Genomic DNA, 18449 nt, shown 5'->3' on the forward strand with positions numbered 1-18449 from the left:
GATAAAGATATTAAAACAATCGATTACCTTTATATCAAATTATTGAAAAATTACTTTAAATTTGTGATAGAAAAAGTAAAAAACTAAAAATCAAAACGATATGTCAACTACAATTTTAGGATTAGATAAACAAAAAACTGAAAACTTAGTAAATGAGTTAAATACATTGCTAGCAAATTTTCAAGTGTATTATCAAAATGCAAGAGGATTACACTGGAATATTAAAGGGAAAAACTTTTTTGAGTTGCATATGAAGTTTGAAGAGTTTTATACCGATGCACAAGAAAAAGTAGATTTAATAGCAGAGCGTATCTTAACATTGCAAGGAACACCTTTACATACTTTTGAAGATTATACTAGTGTATCAAAAGTGCCAGTAGGAAAAAATATTTCTAATGATGTTGAAGCAGTAAAATTAATTATTGATTCGTTATCAGAACTATTAAAAATAGAACGTTTAATTCTTGATTTGTCTGATGAAGCAGAAGATGAAGGAACAAACTCAATGATGAGCGACTTTATTGCAGAACAAGAAAAAACATTGTGGATGATGAATGCTTGGTTAGGCTAAAATTAGCGTTACACAAGTAAATACTTCCATAAAATACGAATACTCACAAAGGCAATCAAAATAGCGGTTGCCTTTTTTAGTTGTGTAGGGGTAAAAAACTGGTTACTCATTCTGCTACCAATTTGACCTCCAATAAAAACTGTGATTAATAAAATAGAAGTAAGTTTCCAGTCGATAGAAAACTCAGGGTTTGTGTACTGTCCTACTAAACCAGAAATTGAATTTACTAAAATGAAAAAACTTGCTGTAGCTGCTATTTTTTTAGGAGTGTCCCAATTGGTTAAATGAAGTAGCGGAGCTAAGAAAATACCACCACCAATACCTACCATTCCAGAGATAAAACCAATAACTCCGCCATAACCAGCATTTTTTGCAAGGTTTAAGTCGTTGGTGTTATTAGTAACTACTTTGTTAGAAATCCACATAGTAATAGCAGCAAAAAGTAATGTAAAACCTAAGAGAATAAAGAAAAACGTCTGACTTATTCGCAGATATCCCCCTAAAAAAGCTAAAGGAATACTAAATAAAGTAAGCGGAATAACCTTTTTCCAGTTGTATTGCTTTTGTTGTATGTATAGTAAAACATTTCCTGTAACGACCATAACATTACATAGTAAAGCAGTAGCTCTTATTTGTGTAAAAAGTAATCCTGTAAGCGCTAAAACAGCTAAATAACTTGAGCCTCCACCAAAACCAACGGAAGAGTATAGAACAGCTATAATAAAAAAAAGTAAGATTATGTACCAATTAGTACTTAAAACATCTAAAAAAAGCGTGATTACCATAGTAAACAAATGTAATGATAAAAGCTTTTTGAAAAAGAATAGAAGACTTATCCTTTTATAAAAGACTTTTTAAACTGTTGAGGAGTAATCATTTCCATTTTTTTAAACTGTCTGTTAAAATAGCTGATATTATTAAACCCTGATTTATAGGCTACTTCAGAGATTCGTAGGTTTTTAGACTGCTTTATAAGTTTTTTTGAAAATTTAATTTTTTCAGAATTGATATAGTCTATAGGAGAAATACCTAAGGTGTTTTTAAATTTTTTATGAAAATGAGAGGTACTCATACAAGCTTTTTCAGCTAAAAGCTCAACGGTAATATCTTTATTTGTGAGGTTGTTTTTTATAAACTTAATAACCATACCAATGCGGGTGTCTGTAAGCGTGCCAGAAGGATCGTTTAAGATAAAAGCTTTAGCCTTCGTTTGTAATAATCTAACAATCAATTCCTGTATCATAAGATCAAGAAGAATGTCTTTGGATTTGTTTTGATCGGTAAACGTATGTACTAAACGTCCAACTAAATGATTAATATCCGTATTGTGTACTAGGTGAGAGGAAGTTTCATTTAGCTTCCAATTATTGTTTTCACGTTCAATAGCTACGTTATGGTTGAATTTTTCAACGATTTCTTCTATTTTATGTGAATCGATACCTAGTGCTAAACATTGAGTAGGATTATTTTTTTCAGCCAAGGGGAAATCTATAATCATTTCTTTATCAGTTGGCATTACCACAGACTCTCCCGGAAAAAAATCAAAAGGTTCCATACCTTCTAAATGTATTACTTTTTTTCCAGTGAGCATACTTGCAATCACAGGAAAATCAAAAGTCAAAGAAACCTGTTCAGCACTTTTATGAGTCTCAAAAATATTCAACTCAGCATATTCAGCATTATACGTAGTTCTGTTCTCTATTAAAGTAGTAAGTTTTCTACTTTCTTTATGTCGACTTAATAAATAGTTCATAATCAATAGTACAAAAATCTATTTATCCTTTTTTTGAGATAATAGATATGTGTTACAATTTAATAAATATGTTCAATATATTGACTATATGATATTTTAATTTTACAAAAATTACGAAATACTCATTTTTAACACAGGTTGATTATAGAAGTGTTATTTCGGGATAGTTAATTTAATTAAAGAACAAAAATACAAAGTTTTATGAGTTACACGAAACCAAAATTTAAAGACACGTATGCAAATTTTATCAATGGGAAGTTTGTGTCTCCCTTAGGTGGAGAATATTTTGAAAACAAATCTCCAGTTGATAATAGCATCATAGCAAAATATCCAAGATCACAAAAAGAAGATATAGAACTAGCTTTAGATGCAGCCAATGCAGCGAAGGAAAGTTGGGGAAACACTTCAGCAGCAGAACGAGCTTCATTGCTAAATAAAGTAGCAGATATAATTGAAGCAAATTTAGAAGAGTTTGCATTAGTAGAAACCTGTGATAATGGAAAGCCAATACGAGAAACATTAAATGCAGATGTTCCTTTAGCGGTAGATCATTGGCGCTATTTTGCTGCTGCTATTAGAGCAGAAGAAGGAAGTGCAACAGAGCTTGATCAAAACACCTTATCAATGAACATTAAAGAACCTTTGGGGGTTGTGGGGCAAATTATTCCTTGGAACTTTCCTCTTTTAATGTTATCGTGGAAGTTGCCACCAGCATTGGCTACAGGTAACTGTGTAATATTAAAACCAGCAGAACAAACTCCGTCATCAGCAACATTGTTAATGGAAAAAATAGCCGATGTTTTTCCTCCAGGAGTTATTAATATAGTTCATGGTTTTGGTCCAGAAGCAGGAAAACCATTGGCATCAAGCCCAAGAATAGATAAAGTAGCATTTACAGGAGAAACTACTACAGGACAGTTAATAATGCAGTATGCTTCTAAAAACTTAAATCCAGTTACGATGGAGTTAGGAGGTAAGTCTCCAAATATCTTCTTTAATAGTGTAATGGATGAAGATGATGCTTTTTTAGATAAAGCAATTGAAGGAGCGGTGTTATTTGCTTTTAATCAAGGAGAAGTTTGTACCTGTCCTTCACGTATTTTAGTACAAGAAGACATCTATAATAAGTTTATGGAGCGAGTGGTGGCAAGAACAGAAGCAATAGTACAAAAAAGTCCGTATGATGTAAACACAATGGTAGGAGCACAAGCATCAAATGATCAATATGAAAAAATTCAAGCGTATATTAAAATAGGAAAAGAAGAAGGAGCGAAAGTGCTATGTGGAGGAGAAGTTAATACACTAGAAGGAGAGTTAGCAAATGGATTTTATATTAAACCAACTATTTTAGAAGGACACAATAAGATGCGCGTATTTCAAGAGGAAATTTTTGGGCCTGTTGTGTGTGTTACAAAGTTTAAAGACGAAGCTGAAGCGTTAGAAATAGCAAATGATACGATGTACGGATTAGGAGCAGGAGTGTGGACACGAGATGCGCATCAATTGTATCAAATTCCAAGAGCTATTAAAGCAGGAAGAGTTTGGGTAAATTGTTACCATGCTTATCCAGCGCATGCACCATTTGGAGGATATAAAAAATCAGGATTTGGTAGAGAAACCCACTTAATGATGATGGATCACTATCGTCAAACTAAGAACATGTTGATATCGTATGATAAAAACAAGTTAGGGTTCTTTTAGTTGTTTGAAAATACTGAGCTTTTAAAGCTCAGTATTTTATAATTAAAAAATGTAATATGCAAAGAGTAGCAATAACAGATGCAGCAAAAGAAATAGTTGAAAAACTAAAAAAGCAACATGGCGAATTAATTTTTCATCAAAGTGGAGGGTGTTGTGATGGATCATCACCAATGATTTTTCCTAAAGATGAAATGTATTTAGATGAAAGTGATATTCTGTTAGGTGTGTTAGATGAAGTCCCCTTTTATATGAATAAAGATCAATATGAATACTGGAAGCATACGCACTTAACAATTGATGTAACTGAAGGAAGAGGAGCAAGTTTTTCATTAGAAATTCCTTTAGGAGTTCGTTTTATTATACATTCACGTTTATTGCAACAAGAAGATGAAAGTTAGTATATGTTTTAAGAAGAAGGAATTAATAAGTTGATAAACAATTAAAAATGATTTATTTTAGTGGCTTAAGCTAAAATAAAAAGGTGTATAAGAATGAGTAACTATCACGTAAAAACATTAGAAGAATATTTTCAATTATATAGAAAGTCAGTAAGAAATCCAGAATTATTTTGGGAAGAAATAGCAGAAGAGCACTTCGTTTGGAGGAAAAAATGGGATAAAGTTGTAGAGTACGATTTTTCAAAACCAGAGTTTAAATGGTTTGAAGGAGCAAAATTAAATATTACAGAAAACTGTATAGATCGTCACATACATATTAGAGGAGATAAAACAGCTATTTTATTTGAACCTAATAATCCAGATGAAGAAGCAGAACACATTTCTTACAAGGAATTACACAAACGCGTATGTAAGTTTGCTAATGTGTTAAAAGAACAAGGAATTAAAAAAGGAGATAGAGTTTGTATTTATTTACCGATGATTCCTGAGTTAGCAATTTCTATTTTAGCTTGTGCTCGAATAGGAGCAGTACATTCTGTAGTATTTGCAGGATTCTCATCAACAGCGTTAGCTACCAGAATTAATGATTGCGAAGCAAAAATGGTGATTACTTCCGATGGTTCATACAGAGGAGCGAAAACAATCGATTTAAAAAGTATTGTAGATGAAGCTTTAGAGAGTTGTCCATCCATAGAAACAGTATTAGTAGCAAAACGAATTCATTCTGATATAGAATTAAAAGAAGGTCGTGATAAATGGTTAGCGCCTTTGTTAGAAGAAGCTTATCAAGACTGTGTTCCTGAAATTATGGATGCTGAAGATCCATTATTTATTTTGTATACCTCTGGTTCAACAGGAAGCCCTAAAGGAATGTTACATACCACAGCAGGGTACATGGTGTACACAGCATATACGTTTAAAAATGTATTCAACTATAAAGAAAATGATGTGTATTGGTGTACGGCAGATATTGGTTGGATTACAGGGCATAGTTACATTGTTTACGGTCCGTTAGCCAATGGCGCTACAACTGTAATGTTTGAAGGGGTGCCTAGTTATCCTGATTTTGGTCGTTTTTGGGAAGTTATTGAAAAGCATAAAATAACTCAGTTTTATACAGCACCTACAGCCATTAGAGCTTTAGCAAAAGAGAACTTAGATTTTGTAGATAGTCACGATTTATCGTCGTTAAAAGTATTAGGTACGGTAGGAGAACCAATTAATGAAGAAGCGTGGCATTGGTATAATGATAACGTAGGAAAAAAGAAAAATCCAATTGTAGATACTTGGTGGCAAACGGAAACAGGAGGAATCATGATTTCACCGTTGCCATATTTAACACCAACCAAACCAACGTATGCAACATTACCACTTCCCGGAATTCAATTAGCGTTAATTGATGAAAAGGGAAAAGAGATTAAAGGAAATCAGGTAGATGGTCGTTTGTGTGTAAAATATCCTTGGCCTTCTATGGCAAGATCAATTTGGGGAAATCATCAACGTTATAAAGAAACTTATTTCTCTGCGTATGATAATATGTATTTTACTGGGGATGGAGCACTACGTGACGAAGTTGGGTATTATAGAATTACAGGTCGTGTAGATGATGTAATTATTGTTTCTGGTCATAATTTAGGAACTGCACCTATTGAAGATTCTGTAAATGAGCATCCAGCAGTAGCAGAAAGTGCTATTGTAGGTTTCCCTCACGATGTTAAAGGAAATGCGTTGTACGGTTATGTGATTTTAAAAGAAACAGGAGAAGAAAGAAATCAAGACAATCTTCGAAAGGAAATAAATCAAATAATAACCGAACATATTGGTCCGATAGCAAAATTAGATAAAATTCAATTTGTTGAAGGATTACCTAAAACACGTTCAGGAAAAATTATGAGACGTATTTTACGTAAAATAGCACATAATGAATTGAGTAACTTAGGAGATGTTTCAACATTATTAAATCCAGAAGTTGTAGAAAACATCATAAAAGAAAGACTTTAGTTATAGAAAATAAATACTGTATTAAAAATTGTAAAACTAACATATTTGTTAATGTGTTGGTTTTCTTTTATTTAAGTGTTTATAAGGGGGATCAGTTAAAGATTTATTAAAGCAGTTAACGTTTTGTTGAGGTAGATTTAAACTGGAGCTAAAATATTCTTAAAGTTAGTGTTGTTGATTTGCGCCTATAAAAACTAAATAAAATTTAACAATGAAAAATTTATTGAAATTAGGATTTTTAGGTGTTTGTACAGCAGTTACATTAACATCTTGTGATTCTGAAAGTGGGTCTAATACACCAGGAAGCGGAGAGTCAGTTGAGTTAAAAGCACACTCTAAAACCCCTAATTTTTTAAAATTAGAGTCTGAGTTTTCAGGAGTAAAAATTTACCCTTTATTATCTTCAGAAGATAAATTAGAAGAAACTCCAAATTTTGTATATGGTTCTATGGCAGATGGTGCTGGATTAATGAAGAATTCAGACGGAACATTTACATTAATCAACAATATTGAAGCGGATTACTCAATCGCTCGCATCAAATTAGATAAAACATTTAAGCCAGTTCATGGTGAATATATTTTAAATGCAAACGCAACAGCAAGTACAGCTCAATGTTCAGGTTCTTTAGTAACTATGGAAGAGCATGGTTTCGGACCATTATACTTATCAGGAGGTGAATGGGGGGGAGCATCTAAAGGTGTTTTCGCAACTGATCCTTTCAAAGAAGCTTCAGCAGCAGGTACTCCAAATATGTTAACTGCAATGGGACAATGGTCTACAGAAAATGCAGTAGTAATTGGTAAAGATGCTTATGCAGATAAAACAGTTTTATTTATTGGTGATGATCACTCTGATAATGAAGTTCCTTCAGGTCAATTAGGAATGTATGTTGGTGAAAGAGGAGACTTAAACGGAGGTAAATTATACGGATTAAAAGTTACTGACGAAGGAGTTACTTACGAAATGGATATGGCTGAAGGTCAAACTTACAACGCTACTTTTGTTGAGTTAACTGAAAAGAACATAGATTTATTAGATGCTGAAGCAAAAGAAAAAGGAGTAATGGGATTCTCCCGTTTAGAAGATATCGACTGGAGAAGAGGTTCTGCTAAGAACAACCGTGAAATCTATTTTTGTGTTACAGGTCGTAAAAAAGATGGTTTAATGGGAAAAGGAACTATTTACGGACGTGTGTATAAAGTAGAATTAAATGAAAATGATCCTACTGGAGCTGCTAAAATTACTTGTGTGTTAGATGGTGATAAATTAGACGGTAAAGCGAAAGATTTCCATAGTCCAGATAACATTGTAGTTACCGATAACTATGCGTATATTCAAGAAGATCCTAACGGATATTTTGATGGAGATAAAAACCACGCTGCAAGTTTATATCAATATAACTTAAACACAGGTGAGGTTAAAAAAGTATTAGAATGTGATCAAGTAGCTGCTACGGCTGCAGGTTACGGAGCTTCTTATCAAGAAAGTGCTTGGGAAATTACAGGTATGATCGACATTTCTGAAACGATCGGAGTAAACGATACATTCTTATTAATTACTCAAAACCACGGATGGGTTCCTGCTGATGGTGGTGCGTTTACAGATGCTTTAGCAAACGATGCAGCTGAAACTGAAAAAGAAGGAAGTCAATTATATATTGTTCAAGGATTAAACAGATAATGACAAACAGTTTTCAAAAAATAAAAAAGGCACATGTTATCATGTGTCTTTTTCTAGTATCTGTAGTTGGTTGTAAACAAGAAAAAACAGCTAGATACGCGAAGGTTGATAATCAAGCTTTGGTGTTGAAAATTCAAGAGTATTACACACAACACCTCGATAGTTGTATTGTGTTGTTAGAAGAATTAAATACTGTTGAAACGGTTTCAGAAAAGCTAAAAAAATATAAGTCAGCAAGGAGAGAATTCAAGTTAATTGAACCTATTTTGGCTTTTGCAGACAAAGAAAATTACAAGAGTTTAAACGCTCCTAATATTTTAAAGATTGATGAAGAAGATGCTACGGATATTAAAATAAGAAATCCTTTCGGATTTCAAGTTATTGAAGAATTATTACACGAAGATGAGGTAGATGCTGCTGAAGTGAATAGCATTGTAAAAACTACAGTAAACAGACTTAAATTAATAGCAGGAAACAACACGCTGTATTTAAAAAAATACCATGCGTTGTGGTTGCTACGCGATCAAATTGCACGAATAGCTTTGGTAGGAATTACAGGTTTTGATTCGCCTGTGTTAGAGCAGTCGTTAACTGAGGCTAAAACAAATTATGAAACCATACTTTTCATTATAAATACCTATAAAAAAGAATTTTCAAATGAAAATTTATATACTGATTGGTTGAATGAAATAAAAGCAACTCAAAAAGTATTAGAAGAAGGAGAATTTGCTACGTTCAATCGTTTCGGTTTTATTCAATATCATGCACATAGGCAATTAGAATTATTAGCAAATACTTCGGAAGACTGGAAAGTAGAGTTTCCGTTAACTTTGGCGTTCAACAACAACATCACTTCATTGTTTTCAAAAGAAACATTTAATATGGATTTCTTTAACGATTACCATCAGTTAGAAAATACAATGTCAGATGAAAAAATAGCGTTGGGGAAGAAGCTGTTCAACGATAAAAGTTTGTCTAAAGACGGAGTAATGAGCTGTGCTACTTGTCACATAAAAGACAAAGCATTTACTGACGGATTAGCGACGTTTCCGAAGCAGTTAAGAAATACTCCAACAGTATCGTATGCAGTCTATCAACAAACTTTTTTCCATGATGGAAGAGCGGGGAGTTTAGAAGGTCAGATTGTGGGTGTTGTTGAAAACGAAAACGAATTTCATACGAACTTAAAAAATCTAACAGAAACGGTTGAAAAAGATAGTGCGTACACAAAATCGTTTACCGATTTATACGGGAAAGTAAGTGATTTTAACATCCGAAATGCGATGGCAAATTACATTAGAAGTTTAGGTGATTTTAGTTCTAAGTTTGATAAAAACATCAATAAAAAAGAAAACACGTTAACGACTTCTGAGGTTAACGGATTTAACCTTTTTATGGGTAAAGCAAAATGTGCAACCTGTCATTTTCCACCAGTGTTTAACGGAACGGTTCCTCCTAACTTCACAGAAACAGAGGTGGAGTCTATCGGTGTTCCAAATTTAGCTGAAACGGAGTTGGATGGTGATTTAGGTGCATACAATGTATTTAAAACTGAAGAAAGAAAATTCTTTTTCAAAACTACTACCGTTCGTAACATTTCAAAAACAGCTCCGTATATGCATAATGGAGTTTATGAAACATTAGAGCAAGTTGTTGATTTTTATAACAAAGGTGGAGGAGAAGGTTTAGGGTATCACGTTCCAAACCAAACCTTACCTACAGATGAATTGAATTTATCAGACAAAGAAATTCAAGACTTAATTGCTTTTATGGAAAGCTTAACGGACGAGTAAAATCATTTAATTTTTATAGTTAACAAAAACGCTCAAAACACTAGTTTTAGAGCGTTTTTATTTTTAAAAACAAAAGTAAAAAAATGAAGATTTAGAAAAAACATACCATTTTTTGTTTTTAAAATCTATAAATTGACAGCTCAAACGAATCTAATCAAACAAAGCATGGATAAAAAGTATATATGGAAAAAAGAATACACGGTCGTCTTGGTCGCTAACCTAATTTACATCGTGTTGTTTTACATAATTACTAACCTTTATACAAAATAACCATGCAAGATATAGACTGGATTGTTCTTTCGCTTACGTTATTATTTATTGTTTTATACGGAGTTTGGAAAACTAGAGGAAGTAAAAATGTAGAGGATTATATAAAAGGAGGGAACGAAAGTAAATGTTGGACGATTGGTTTGTCAGTAATGGCAACACAAGCCAGTGCAATAACCTTTTTATCAACTCCAGGGCAAGCCTTTCATAGCGGAATGGGGTTTGTGCAGTTTTATTTCGGATTACCAATCGCAATGGTAATTATTTGCTTGGTGTTTATTCCTATTTACCACAAGTTAAAAGTTTATACAGCCTACGAATATTTAGAAGGAAGGTTTGATCAAAAAACACGAACCTTAACTGCTACTCTGTTTTTAATTCAACGCGGATTAGCAGCAGGAATTACCATTTTTGCCCCAGCTATTATTTTGTCAGCTGTTTTGGGTTGGGATTTAATTACTTTAAATATCATCATTGGGGTTTTGGTAATTATTTATACCGTTTCAGGAGGAACAAAGGCGGTAAGTGTTACACAAAAACAACAAATGGCGGTAATTTTTGCAGGAATGTTTGTTGCATTTTATTTGATATTACAGTATTTACCTGATGATATTACATTTACGAAAGCCTTGGAAATAGCAGGAGCTTCTAATAAAATGCAAGTACTAGATTTTTCTTGGGATTTGAATAATCGATATACTGTTTGGACAGGTGTTTTAGGAGGTACATTTTTAATGTTGTCATATTTTGGAACAGATCAAAGTCAGGTTCAACGTTATTTATCTGGAAAATCATTACGAGAAAGTCAATTAGGATTGATTTTTAACGGGCTGTTAAAAGTACCGATGCAGTTTTTTATTTTGTTAGTGGGAGTGATGGTTTTTGTGTTTTATCAGTTTAATCCGTCACCGTTAAATTTTAATCCAAAAGCAGGAGAAGCAATAGCAAACTCCAACCTTGAAACAATAGAACAATATGTAAAATTAGAAGAACAACATCGTTTTATTGAAGGAAGAAAAGAAGCATTGATTTTTGAAGGATTAACACCTGAGAATGTAGTACAGATTCAAGAGTTTAATGAACAAGATAAGGTACTAAAGGAAGAAGCGAAAAATATTATTTCAAAAGTAGATCCATTGGTAGAAACAAACGATAAAGATTATGTGTTTATTCACTTTATTCTGAATAATTTACCAAAGGGATTGATAGGTTTGTTGTTGGCTGTAATTTTATCTGCAGCGATGTCATCTACTGCGTCGGAATTAAATGCTTTGGGAGGTACTACCGCAATTGATTTATATAAACGAAATACCAAAATAGAATATAGCGAAGAGCATTATGTAAAAATGTCAAAATGGTTTACGTTGGGTTGGGGTATCATGGCAATTTTAGTCGCCTGTGTAGCTAATTTGTTTGATAATTTAATTCAATTGGTAAATATTATCGGCTCTATTTTTTACGGAAACGTGTTGGGAATTTTTTTGTTGGCCTTTTTTATAAAGTTTGTAAAAGGAAATGCAGTATTTATCGCCGCAATAATTACACAAGTTATCATTATTGCTGTTTGGTATATTGATTGGTTGCCGTACCTATGGTTAAACGCTTTAGGCTGTGGATTAGTAATGTTGTTAGCAATACTAATCCAAGCATTTTCTAAAGAAAATTAATGTTTTTCTATACGTAAAGCGTCAATAATATCCGAAGCTATTAAAGCATTGTATCCTTTTTTACTAGCGGCTTCATCACCTGCTTTTCCGTGAAAATACACTCCTAGTAAAGCAGCGTGTAAAGACGAATAATTTTGTGCTAATAAACCAGTGATAATTCCTGTAAGTACATCACCGCTACCACCAGTTGCCATTCCTTGGTTTCCAGAAGTATTAAAATACAAATTCCCTTCAGGAGAAGAAATAGTAGTATATGCATTTTTTAAAACTACAACACATTGATATTTTGCAGAAAACTCAAGTTGTTTTTGAAAACGTTCTGTTGAGGTGTCAGATTTTCCTACCAATCTATCGAACTCTTTGATATGTGGAGTTAAAATAGAATTTTTAGGAAGTAACGATTTTAACTCTTCATTTTGTGCGATAATATTAATGGCATCAGCATCAATAACAAGTGGATTCTTACTTTCGGAAAGTAGTTTTTTCACAACTTGCGCTGTTTTTTCGTTGGTATCTAACCCAGGACCTATCCCGACAACGTCGTATTTGGAAATTTCTGGTAGTTGGAGTTGGGTAACGAATTCTTCATTCTCGTCGGTTAAGCACATGGCTTCTGGAATGGAAGATTGTATAATTTGATAGCCACATTTTGGTACATATGTGGTTAACAATCCTGTACCACTTCTTAAGCAAGCTTTAGAAGAAAGTACTGCAGCTCCCATTTTTCCATAAGAACCTGCAATTAATAAAGCGTGTCCGTAACTTCCTTTGTGTGATTGACGTAATCGGGGTGTTAAAATTTCAGTAATCTTTTCATTTAAAATAAAAAAGTTGCTTTTCTGCTGTTGAATAAAATTTTCATCTAAACCAATATCAACAGTTTTCCAGTTTTTCACATAGTTTCCATTTTCAGGAAAAAAGAAAGAAAGTTTTGGTCTCTGAAAGCTAACTACGGTGTCTGCTTGTACGATAGTTTCAGAATCAGGTAGTGTGTCGCAGTACAATCCTGAAGGTACGTCAACAGCATATACTGTTTTTTTAGCTTTGTTGATGTTTTCTATAACTTGTTTTGTAAAACCAGTAATAGGTCTTGAAAGCCCAAAACCAAAAATCCCGTCAATAATAACATCATATTCAAAAAAGTCAGGAATTTCACTAGTTGAATTTATGACAATTGTATCGTGTAGTTTTTCATAATTAATAATACAATCGGGAGTGAGAGTCTCTTTAAATTGAACTAAAAAGGGCTGTATATTGTACTTTTTATTTCTTAAAATTCTGGCGATTGCAAATCCGTCACCTCCATTGTTTCCAACTCCTCCAACAATGGCAATTTTTTGTGAACGTTGTAGTAAAGGTTCAATAGCTTTAACAAAAGCAAGAGACGCTTGCCCCATAAGAGCAAAAGAAGAGATTTCTTCTTTTAAAATAGTGTGATTGTCTGCTTCTCGTGTTTGAGAAACATTAAGGATTTTTTCTAGTATTTTCATGTAGGTAATATACAATTTTATGTATACTAACCAAAAAAGAACCTTGCAAAAATTTTGCAAGGTTCAATGATGTTTTATGTGGTTTTAAGAGTGTTAAATTCTTGCGTTTACGAGACTCATAATACGTTCAAATTGTTCTTTAAGTCCCATGTCTGAATTGTCAAATTCAATAGCATCCTTGGCTTTGATTAAAGGAGAATCTTTTCGTGTAGAATCAATTCTATCGCGCTCTTGTACGTTTCGTAAAATTTCTTCATACTTAACGTTATCACCACGATCTAACAATTCTTTATAACGACGTGTAGCTCGTTTATCGGCAGATGCAGTCATGAATAATTTTAATTCAGCGTTAGGAAAAACAACGGTTCCGATATCACGACCATCCATTACAATTCCTTTGTTTTTGCCCATTTCTTGTTGTTCGCTCACTAATTTTTTACGCACTTCAGAGATAGCTGCAACCTTACTTACCAATTTAGAAACTTCAATGGTTCTGATTTCTTTTTCAACATTGGTTCCGTTTAAAAACATTTCAGCAAACCCCAGATTTTCATTAAAAGTAAAAGACAAAGAAATGTTGTGTAAATCAGCAATTAAATCCTGTAGATTAAAATGGTTTTCAGAAATGTAGTTTTGTTGCATAGCATAAAGTGTAACAGCTCTATACATCGCGCCTGTATCTACATAAATATAGCCCAGTTCTTTAGCTAATTGCTTTGCAATAGTACTTTTTCCTGTTGATGAAAAACCGTCAATAGCGATAATAATTTTCTTAGTCATAATAGTAAAATGAATAACAAATATACGGCAGATTTTTAAGATAGTTGTAACGATTTGAATGTTGAAGTTAGAGGGGAAAACAACCTTTTTTTAAGTTGTTGTTAGTTAGTTGTTTGTGAGTTTTATTGAGTGAAGAAGATAAGGTTTTTTTAGAAGAGAAAAACTTTAGTTGGTCGTTAAAAATAGATTTTATATATTTCGATATTATTTTTGTTATAGAATATATAATTTTTGTTAGAAAAACTATAAATTTGACGACCCCTAAAAATCCCTCGAATGAAAAGAAAAACTAAAAGCATATTAATACTTTTAGCGATATTTCTGTTTTGTGCAACAAGTGCTGTATCTCAGACGCTGCTTAAGCCTGAGATTCAGTTTTCTAATGCTTGTAATGGTGCAGCTACAGATTTTAATGTGGTTTTTAAATACTCGGGTTCAGATTTTAACTCTAATAATGTATTTACGATAGAATTATCTGATGCAGATGGAAATTGGGGAAGTCCGATTAATGTAGGTACAGTAACCACTGAAAATTCTTCATATACTTTTTCTAGAACTTTTCAATTGCCTGATAATACTTACGGAACTAATTACAAGATACGTTTGGTTGCTAGTTCACCAGTAATGACCAGTCCAGATTCAGATTCGTTTGCAGCATATAAATTTTCAACAGATACTTTAGTTTTAAATAATTATGATGATGTTGTACTTTGTGATAGTGGATCAGCAGAACTTATATTAAATACTAATCAGAATGGTAATTACGAATGGTACAAAGATGATGTATTATTTACCACTACAACAGAACCTAAACTAGAGGTCACTTTATCTGGAAAGTATGAAGTGAAAATTGATTATGGAGCTTGTGGGTTTAGAGAGTCTACAATATCTAATGTAATTATCTTAGATAATACAGCCAAACAAATTAAAGGACCTTCAACCGTAGAAATATGTGGAGATGAGTCACATACTTTTGAAGCTAACACAAATCGTTCAGGTTTAACCTATAATTGGTACTTAGACAATAAATTAGTACAATCATCTAATTCTTCAACCTATACAACACCAACAACAGGACAGTTTGGAACGTATCATTTGGTAATTGATACAGGAACCTGTACTACTAAGTCAAACGATGTAGTGTTACAACAACAAACTACAGCAGGTTTTACAGTAACGAATGCTGGTGCTTTAGAAAGAATTATTTTATTTGGTGAAAAAAAAGAATTGTGTATTACACATGATGCTGACCCTTCAGAAGTTACTATAGAATGGTATAGAGATGATGTAACTATGGGAACTGCTGTTAGAAATCAGCTATGCATAGATGCAGCTACAGCAGGGGTATATTATGCAAGAGTAACAAAGAGTACAGGTTCAGCTTGTGATGATATAGTTGATTCTGAAAAGTTTACACTATTAAACGTAACATCATTTGAACCAACTATTAGAGTGGAAACGAGCTATGAGGAGTGTAATACTAGAAGTACAGAGTTAAGTATAGTAGGGGTGAAGGCAGAGGCAGAAAATGGAGATATGTATGATCTAACATCAGATCAAATAGCTTTACTAAGTTTTGAATGGTATAAAAATAATGTGTCAACAGGAGGAACAGTAAGCGAATACGAAGTTAATTCGTATTTAGATAATGGGACATATACATTAAAAGCAAGTTTTAATGGTGTAGAGGGGGTGTCTAATGAATTAGATGTTAAGTTGGCTGAAGTACCCGAAATAAGAAGCACATCAACTTCAAATTCACTTTGTGCTGGTTCTTCTATAACTTATACAATAAATAATGTAGTAGCAGGTTATACGTATCAATGGATTAAAGATGGTACGGATGATGTTACCCCTGCTAATCCTGAAAACTTAATAGTAACTGAAGTTGGAGAATATGTGTTGAAATATTCAGGTTTTGGTTGTGATAATGAACTAGAGCCTATAAACGTAGTGATATTTGATGATTCTGCGGTAATCATTACTCCTTCTGAGATTGTGGTAATGGAGGAAGGAAGTTCAGCAACTATAACAGCAGCAGGAGGAGAATCTTACGAATGGTATCAAGGTGAAGGTACGTCAGGAATGTTATTATCAACAACAGAAGAGTTAACAGTAACCACTTTAGGGTTTTATACAGTACTGGCTAAAGTAGGAAACTGTTCGGTAGAAAGAACAATAGAAGTAGTTGAACCAGACGATCAAATTATAGTGCCAAATACCTTAACTCCTAACGGAGATGGTAAAAATGATACATGGAAAATATCAAACAAATATGCGTTTCAGCCACTAGTAACTGTAATGTTGTATAATGCTAATGGTAAAGAGATTTTAAAAACAACTGAGTACAAAAATGATTGGCCAACAGAAGATTTAGGAAATCAAAAAGTTTTTTATTATAAAATAATAAGAGAAGACAAATTGATTAAAGCTGGAACGATATCTGTTTTAAACTAAAAAGTTAGCATGATTAGAAAAATTACCTTATTTATTATATTGATATTAAATGTGTTTGTTATACAAGCGCAAACTTCTGGTAATGAACAGCAATATAATAGCTTCAGTTCTCGTAACTTTATGAAGTTTAATCGCTTTTTAACCGTGCCAACATTTTCTGCATTACGAGAAAACAAAACATCTCTTTCAGCTATAGTAAGAAATAGTAACATAGATTTTGAGGATAATCCCCGTTTATATGTGCTTACGTATTCAGGGAAAATGAGAGAAAATGTTGGAGCAGGAGTAGCTATATATCAGCAAGATGTAGGGTCGGTAAAAGATTTTGGTGCTTTAGCAAATTATGCACATCGTTTACAATTAAATGAAACCATGGATTTAACCTTTGGTTTTAACTTTTTATACAGTAGAAGAAGTTTAAACTGGGGTAAAGTTTTGGTTGCTGATGATGACGATACTTTTTTAAGTAATTATCAAGACGATCCGGTGGTTAATTTTCAACCAGCAGTAACGCTGTCTATTGGAAAGTTTGATGTTGGTGTCTTTTTCGAGAATTTAGTAGACTTTAATCTTAAAAGAAGTGAAATGGCTACTTCTTTTGGAGAAAAAACATTTTCGGGGCACTTAATGTATTCTCATGAATTTACGTACGCATCAGGGCTTTTTGAAGGAGCTGATGTAAGATTCCTAGCAACCGCTAGAAAACCAGGGAATGATGATTTTGGTTTTGGGGGGAGCGCTATAGTAGATTTACCTAAAGCAGGTTGGGTTAAAGCGGGTTATGATAATACGTATGGAATTTCAGCTGGTGTTGGAATAAACCTTTCAGAAAATTTAGCGATAGGATTTAGTTACGAAAAAAGTAGTTTTGCAGCAACAAATGAGGTAGGACTAATTTATAATTTTGGTAAAAAAACATATACAAGAGAGCGTCCAACAAGAAGAACGGGTAATGTAAAAGTTAATTTACCAGAAAGAACTCCGAAAAAAGAAGTTGAATATAAAAATTCTGAGCATAACGACTTATCAGACGAAATTCAACAAGCGCAAGATTCTATTGATATTTTAAATAAAAAGATAGATGAAGTATTACGAATACTGAAAAACCAACCGGCTCCTAAAGTAATTACCAATACTAATACAGTAATTATTAAAGATAGTGCTCAAACAAAAGATACCACATTAAGAAGAAGATCAAATAAACCATGGCGTAAGAGTACTGTAACTCGCTCTGGTGGAGGAGGAACTATGTATTATGTGGTTTCGGACCAATTTAGAAGTAAAGAAAATGCAGAAGCTTTGATAGATAAATGGGCCCGATTAGATATTGAAGCAAAATATGTGTTTGAACCGAATAAAAAATTATACTACGTGTATATAGATCGATTTGCTAAAGAGGAAGATGCAATAGAAAAAGTAGATGATTTTAACGATAAAACTCGTTTGTTTGAAAAGAATGATGAGAAAAAAGATAACTCAACAATAAAAGTTAAAAAAACCACTAAAGATCCTGTGTATGTGGTGAAAATCACTTTAGGAGGAGAGCTTAGTAGTTATGAAGAGCCAAAAACTCAACCACCAGCGAGGGTTTATCCGATGCAGGCCGAAGGAGTTGAGCCCGGATATTATTTACGAGTATACGTAAATTCTCAGAAAGCATTAGCTGATAGAAATGTAGATGAATTAAGAAACGATGACATAGATGCAGATTATTTTGTAGATCCAAAAACAGGCTACATGCATATATATATATTTAAAACAACAGATAGATCGGAAGCGATTAAAATGTACAATACAAATTTAAATGGTGCTTTTTATGATCGTAAAGCAATCATTCAAATTAAATAATATAATAAAATAAAAGAACTTGATTAATTAATTTCCCCAATT

General features: G+C 32.9%; 13 protein-coding genes. 9 read left to right on the forward strand and 4 right to left on the reverse strand.

The genetic code is table 11. The features are described from left to right. The first annotated feature begins 100 nt into the window (after positions 1–100). A complete protein-coding gene (locus Q0663_RS05445) occupies positions 101–571 on the forward strand; it encodes a Dps family protein (RefSeq protein ID WP_299007638.1) in 471 nt (156 codons plus the stop codon). An 8-nt stretch (positions 572–579) separates the two neighbouring features. On the opposite strand, the gene Q0663_RS05450 is transcribed toward Q0663_RS05445, so the two are convergent. Both Q0663_RS05450 and Q0663_RS05455 read right to left on the reverse strand, forming a co-directional pair. Continuing rightward, complete coding sequence (locus Q0663_RS05450; protein WP_299007641.1) at positions 580–1356, reverse strand: sulfite exporter TauE/SafE family protein; 777 nt, start codon at positions 1354–1356, stop codon at positions 580–582. A gap of 47 nt (positions 1357–1403) precedes the next feature. Beyond that, positions 1404–2324 (reverse strand): AraC family transcriptional regulator, encoded by a 921-nt coding sequence (locus tag Q0663_RS05455; RefSeq protein WP_299007644.1) that lies wholly within the window; start codon positions 2322–2324, stop codon positions 1404–1406. A gap of 201 nt (positions 2325–2525) precedes the next feature. Here Q0663_RS05455 and Q0663_RS05460 point away from each other — a divergent pair, with 201 nt between their 5' ends. The 6 genes from Q0663_RS05460 (at position 2526) to Q0663_RS05485 (ending at position 11832) form a co-directional block, all read left to right on the forward strand. After that, positions 2526–4025: an aldehyde dehydrogenase family protein gene (locus tag Q0663_RS05460; RefSeq protein ID WP_299007647.1), complete on the forward strand. Its 1500-nt coding sequence runs from the start codon at positions 2526–2528 to the stop codon at positions 4023–4025. A gap of 56 nt (positions 4026–4081) precedes the next feature. Further along, positions 4082–4423: a DUF779 domain-containing protein gene (locus Q0663_RS05465; protein WP_167714001.1), complete on the forward strand. Its 342-nt coding sequence runs from the start codon at positions 4082–4084 to the stop codon at positions 4421–4423. 93 nt (positions 4424–4516) lie between these two features. Next, on the forward strand, positions 4517–6424 hold the full coding sequence (gene acs, locus Q0663_RS05470) for an acetate--CoA ligase (RefSeq protein WP_299007654.1): 1908 nt from the start codon (positions 4517–4519) through the stop codon (positions 6422–6424). A 211-nt stretch (positions 6425–6635) separates the two neighbouring features. After that, entirely contained in the window at positions 6636–8105 is a 1470-nt protein-coding gene (locus tag Q0663_RS05475) for an alkaline phosphatase PhoX (RefSeq protein ID WP_299007657.1), read from the forward strand. A gap of 41 nt (positions 8106–8146) precedes the next feature. Beyond that, positions 8147–9898 (forward strand): cytochrome c peroxidase, encoded by a 1752-nt coding sequence (locus tag Q0663_RS05480; protein WP_299007660.1) that lies wholly within the window; start codon positions 8147–8149, stop codon positions 9896–9898. A gap of 272 nt (positions 9899–10170) precedes the next feature. Then, positions 10171–11832: a sodium:solute symporter gene (locus Q0663_RS05485; protein WP_299007663.1), complete on the forward strand. Its 1662-nt coding sequence runs from the start codon at positions 10171–10173 to the stop codon at positions 11830–11832. Here the strand turns inward: Q0663_RS05485 and Q0663_RS05490 are convergent. Next, on the reverse strand, positions 11829–13322 hold the full coding sequence (locus tag Q0663_RS05490; RefSeq protein WP_299007666.1) for an NAD(P)H-hydrate dehydratase: 1494 nt from the start codon (positions 13320–13322) through the stop codon (positions 11829–11831). The genes Q0663_RS05485 and Q0663_RS05490 overlap by 4 nt on opposite strands. A 93-nt stretch (positions 13323–13415) precedes the next feature. Further along, positions 13416–14102: a (d)CMP kinase gene (cmk, locus tag Q0663_RS05495; RefSeq protein WP_299007668.1), complete on the reverse strand. Its 687-nt coding sequence runs from the start codon at positions 14100–14102 to the stop codon at positions 13416–13418. A 276-nt stretch (positions 14103–14378) separates the two neighbouring features. On the opposite strand from cmk, the gene Q0663_RS05500 reads away from it, so the two are divergent. Both Q0663_RS05500 and Q0663_RS05505 read left to right on the forward strand, forming a co-directional pair. Then, a complete protein-coding gene (locus Q0663_RS05500) occupies positions 14379–16559 on the forward strand; it encodes a gliding motility-associated C-terminal domain-containing protein (protein ID WP_299007670.1) in 2181 nt (726 codons plus the stop codon). A gap of 9 nt (positions 16560–16568) precedes the next feature. Further along, positions 16569–18407, forward strand: coding sequence for a PorP/SprF family type IX secretion system membrane protein (locus tag Q0663_RS05505; RefSeq protein ID WP_299007672.1), 1839 nt, complete (start codon positions 16569–16571; stop codon positions 18405–18407). Positions 18408–18449 lie beyond the last annotated feature (42 nt).

Source organism: uncultured Tenacibaculum sp. (assembly GCF_947504135.1).
GTDB lineage: Bacteria > Bacteroidota > Bacteroidia > Flavobacteriales > Flavobacteriaceae > Polaribacter.

Excerpts from the sequence above, each read along its gene's own strand:
- Q0663_RS05465 (WP_167714001.1), top strand. The coding sequence starts at position 4,082 with ATGCAAAGAGTAGCAATAACAGATGCAGCAAAAGAAATAGTTGAAAAA.
- Q0663_RS05480 (WP_299007660.1), top strand. The coding sequence starts at position 8,147 with ATGTGTCTTTTTCTAGTATCTGTAGTTGGTTGTAAACAAGAAAAAACA.
- cmk (WP_299007668.1), bottom strand. The coding sequence starts at position 14,102 with ATGACTAAGAAAATTATTATCGCTATTGACGGTTTTTCATCAACAGGA.
- Q0663_RS05505 (WP_299007672.1), top strand. The coding sequence starts at position 16,569 with ATGATTAGAAAAATTACCTTATTTATTATATTGATATTAAATGTGTTT.
- Q0663_RS05475 (WP_299007657.1), top strand. The coding sequence starts at position 6,636 with ATGAAAAATTTATTGAAATTAGGATTTTTAGGTGTTTGTACAGCAGTT.
- Q0663_RS05460 (WP_299007647.1), top strand. The coding sequence starts at position 2,526 with ATGAGTTACACGAAACCAAAATTTAAAGACACGTATGCAAATTTTATC.
- Q0663_RS05450 (WP_299007641.1), bottom strand. The coding sequence starts at position 1,356 with ATGGTAATCACGCTTTTTTTAGATGTTTTAAGTACTAATTGGTACATA.
- acs (WP_299007654.1), top strand. The coding sequence starts at position 4,517 with ATGAGTAACTATCACGTAAAAACATTAGAAGAATATTTTCAATTATAT.
- Q0663_RS05485 (WP_299007663.1), top strand. The coding sequence starts at position 10,171 with ATGCAAGATATAGACTGGATTGTTCTTTCGCTTACGTTATTATTTATT.
- Q0663_RS05490 (WP_299007666.1), bottom strand. The coding sequence starts at position 13,322 with ATGAAAATACTAGAAAAAATCCTTAATGTTTCTCAAACACGAGAAGCA.
- Q0663_RS05455 (WP_299007644.1), bottom strand. The coding sequence starts at position 2,324 with ATGAACTATTTATTAAGTCGACATAAAGAAAGTAGAAAACTTACTACT.
- Q0663_RS05500 (WP_299007670.1), top strand. The coding sequence starts at position 14,379 with ATGAAAAGAAAAACTAAAAGCATATTAATACTTTTAGCGATATTTCTG.
- Q0663_RS05445 (WP_299007638.1), top strand. The coding sequence starts at position 101 with ATGTCAACTACAATTTTAGGATTAGATAAACAAAAAACTGAAAACTTA.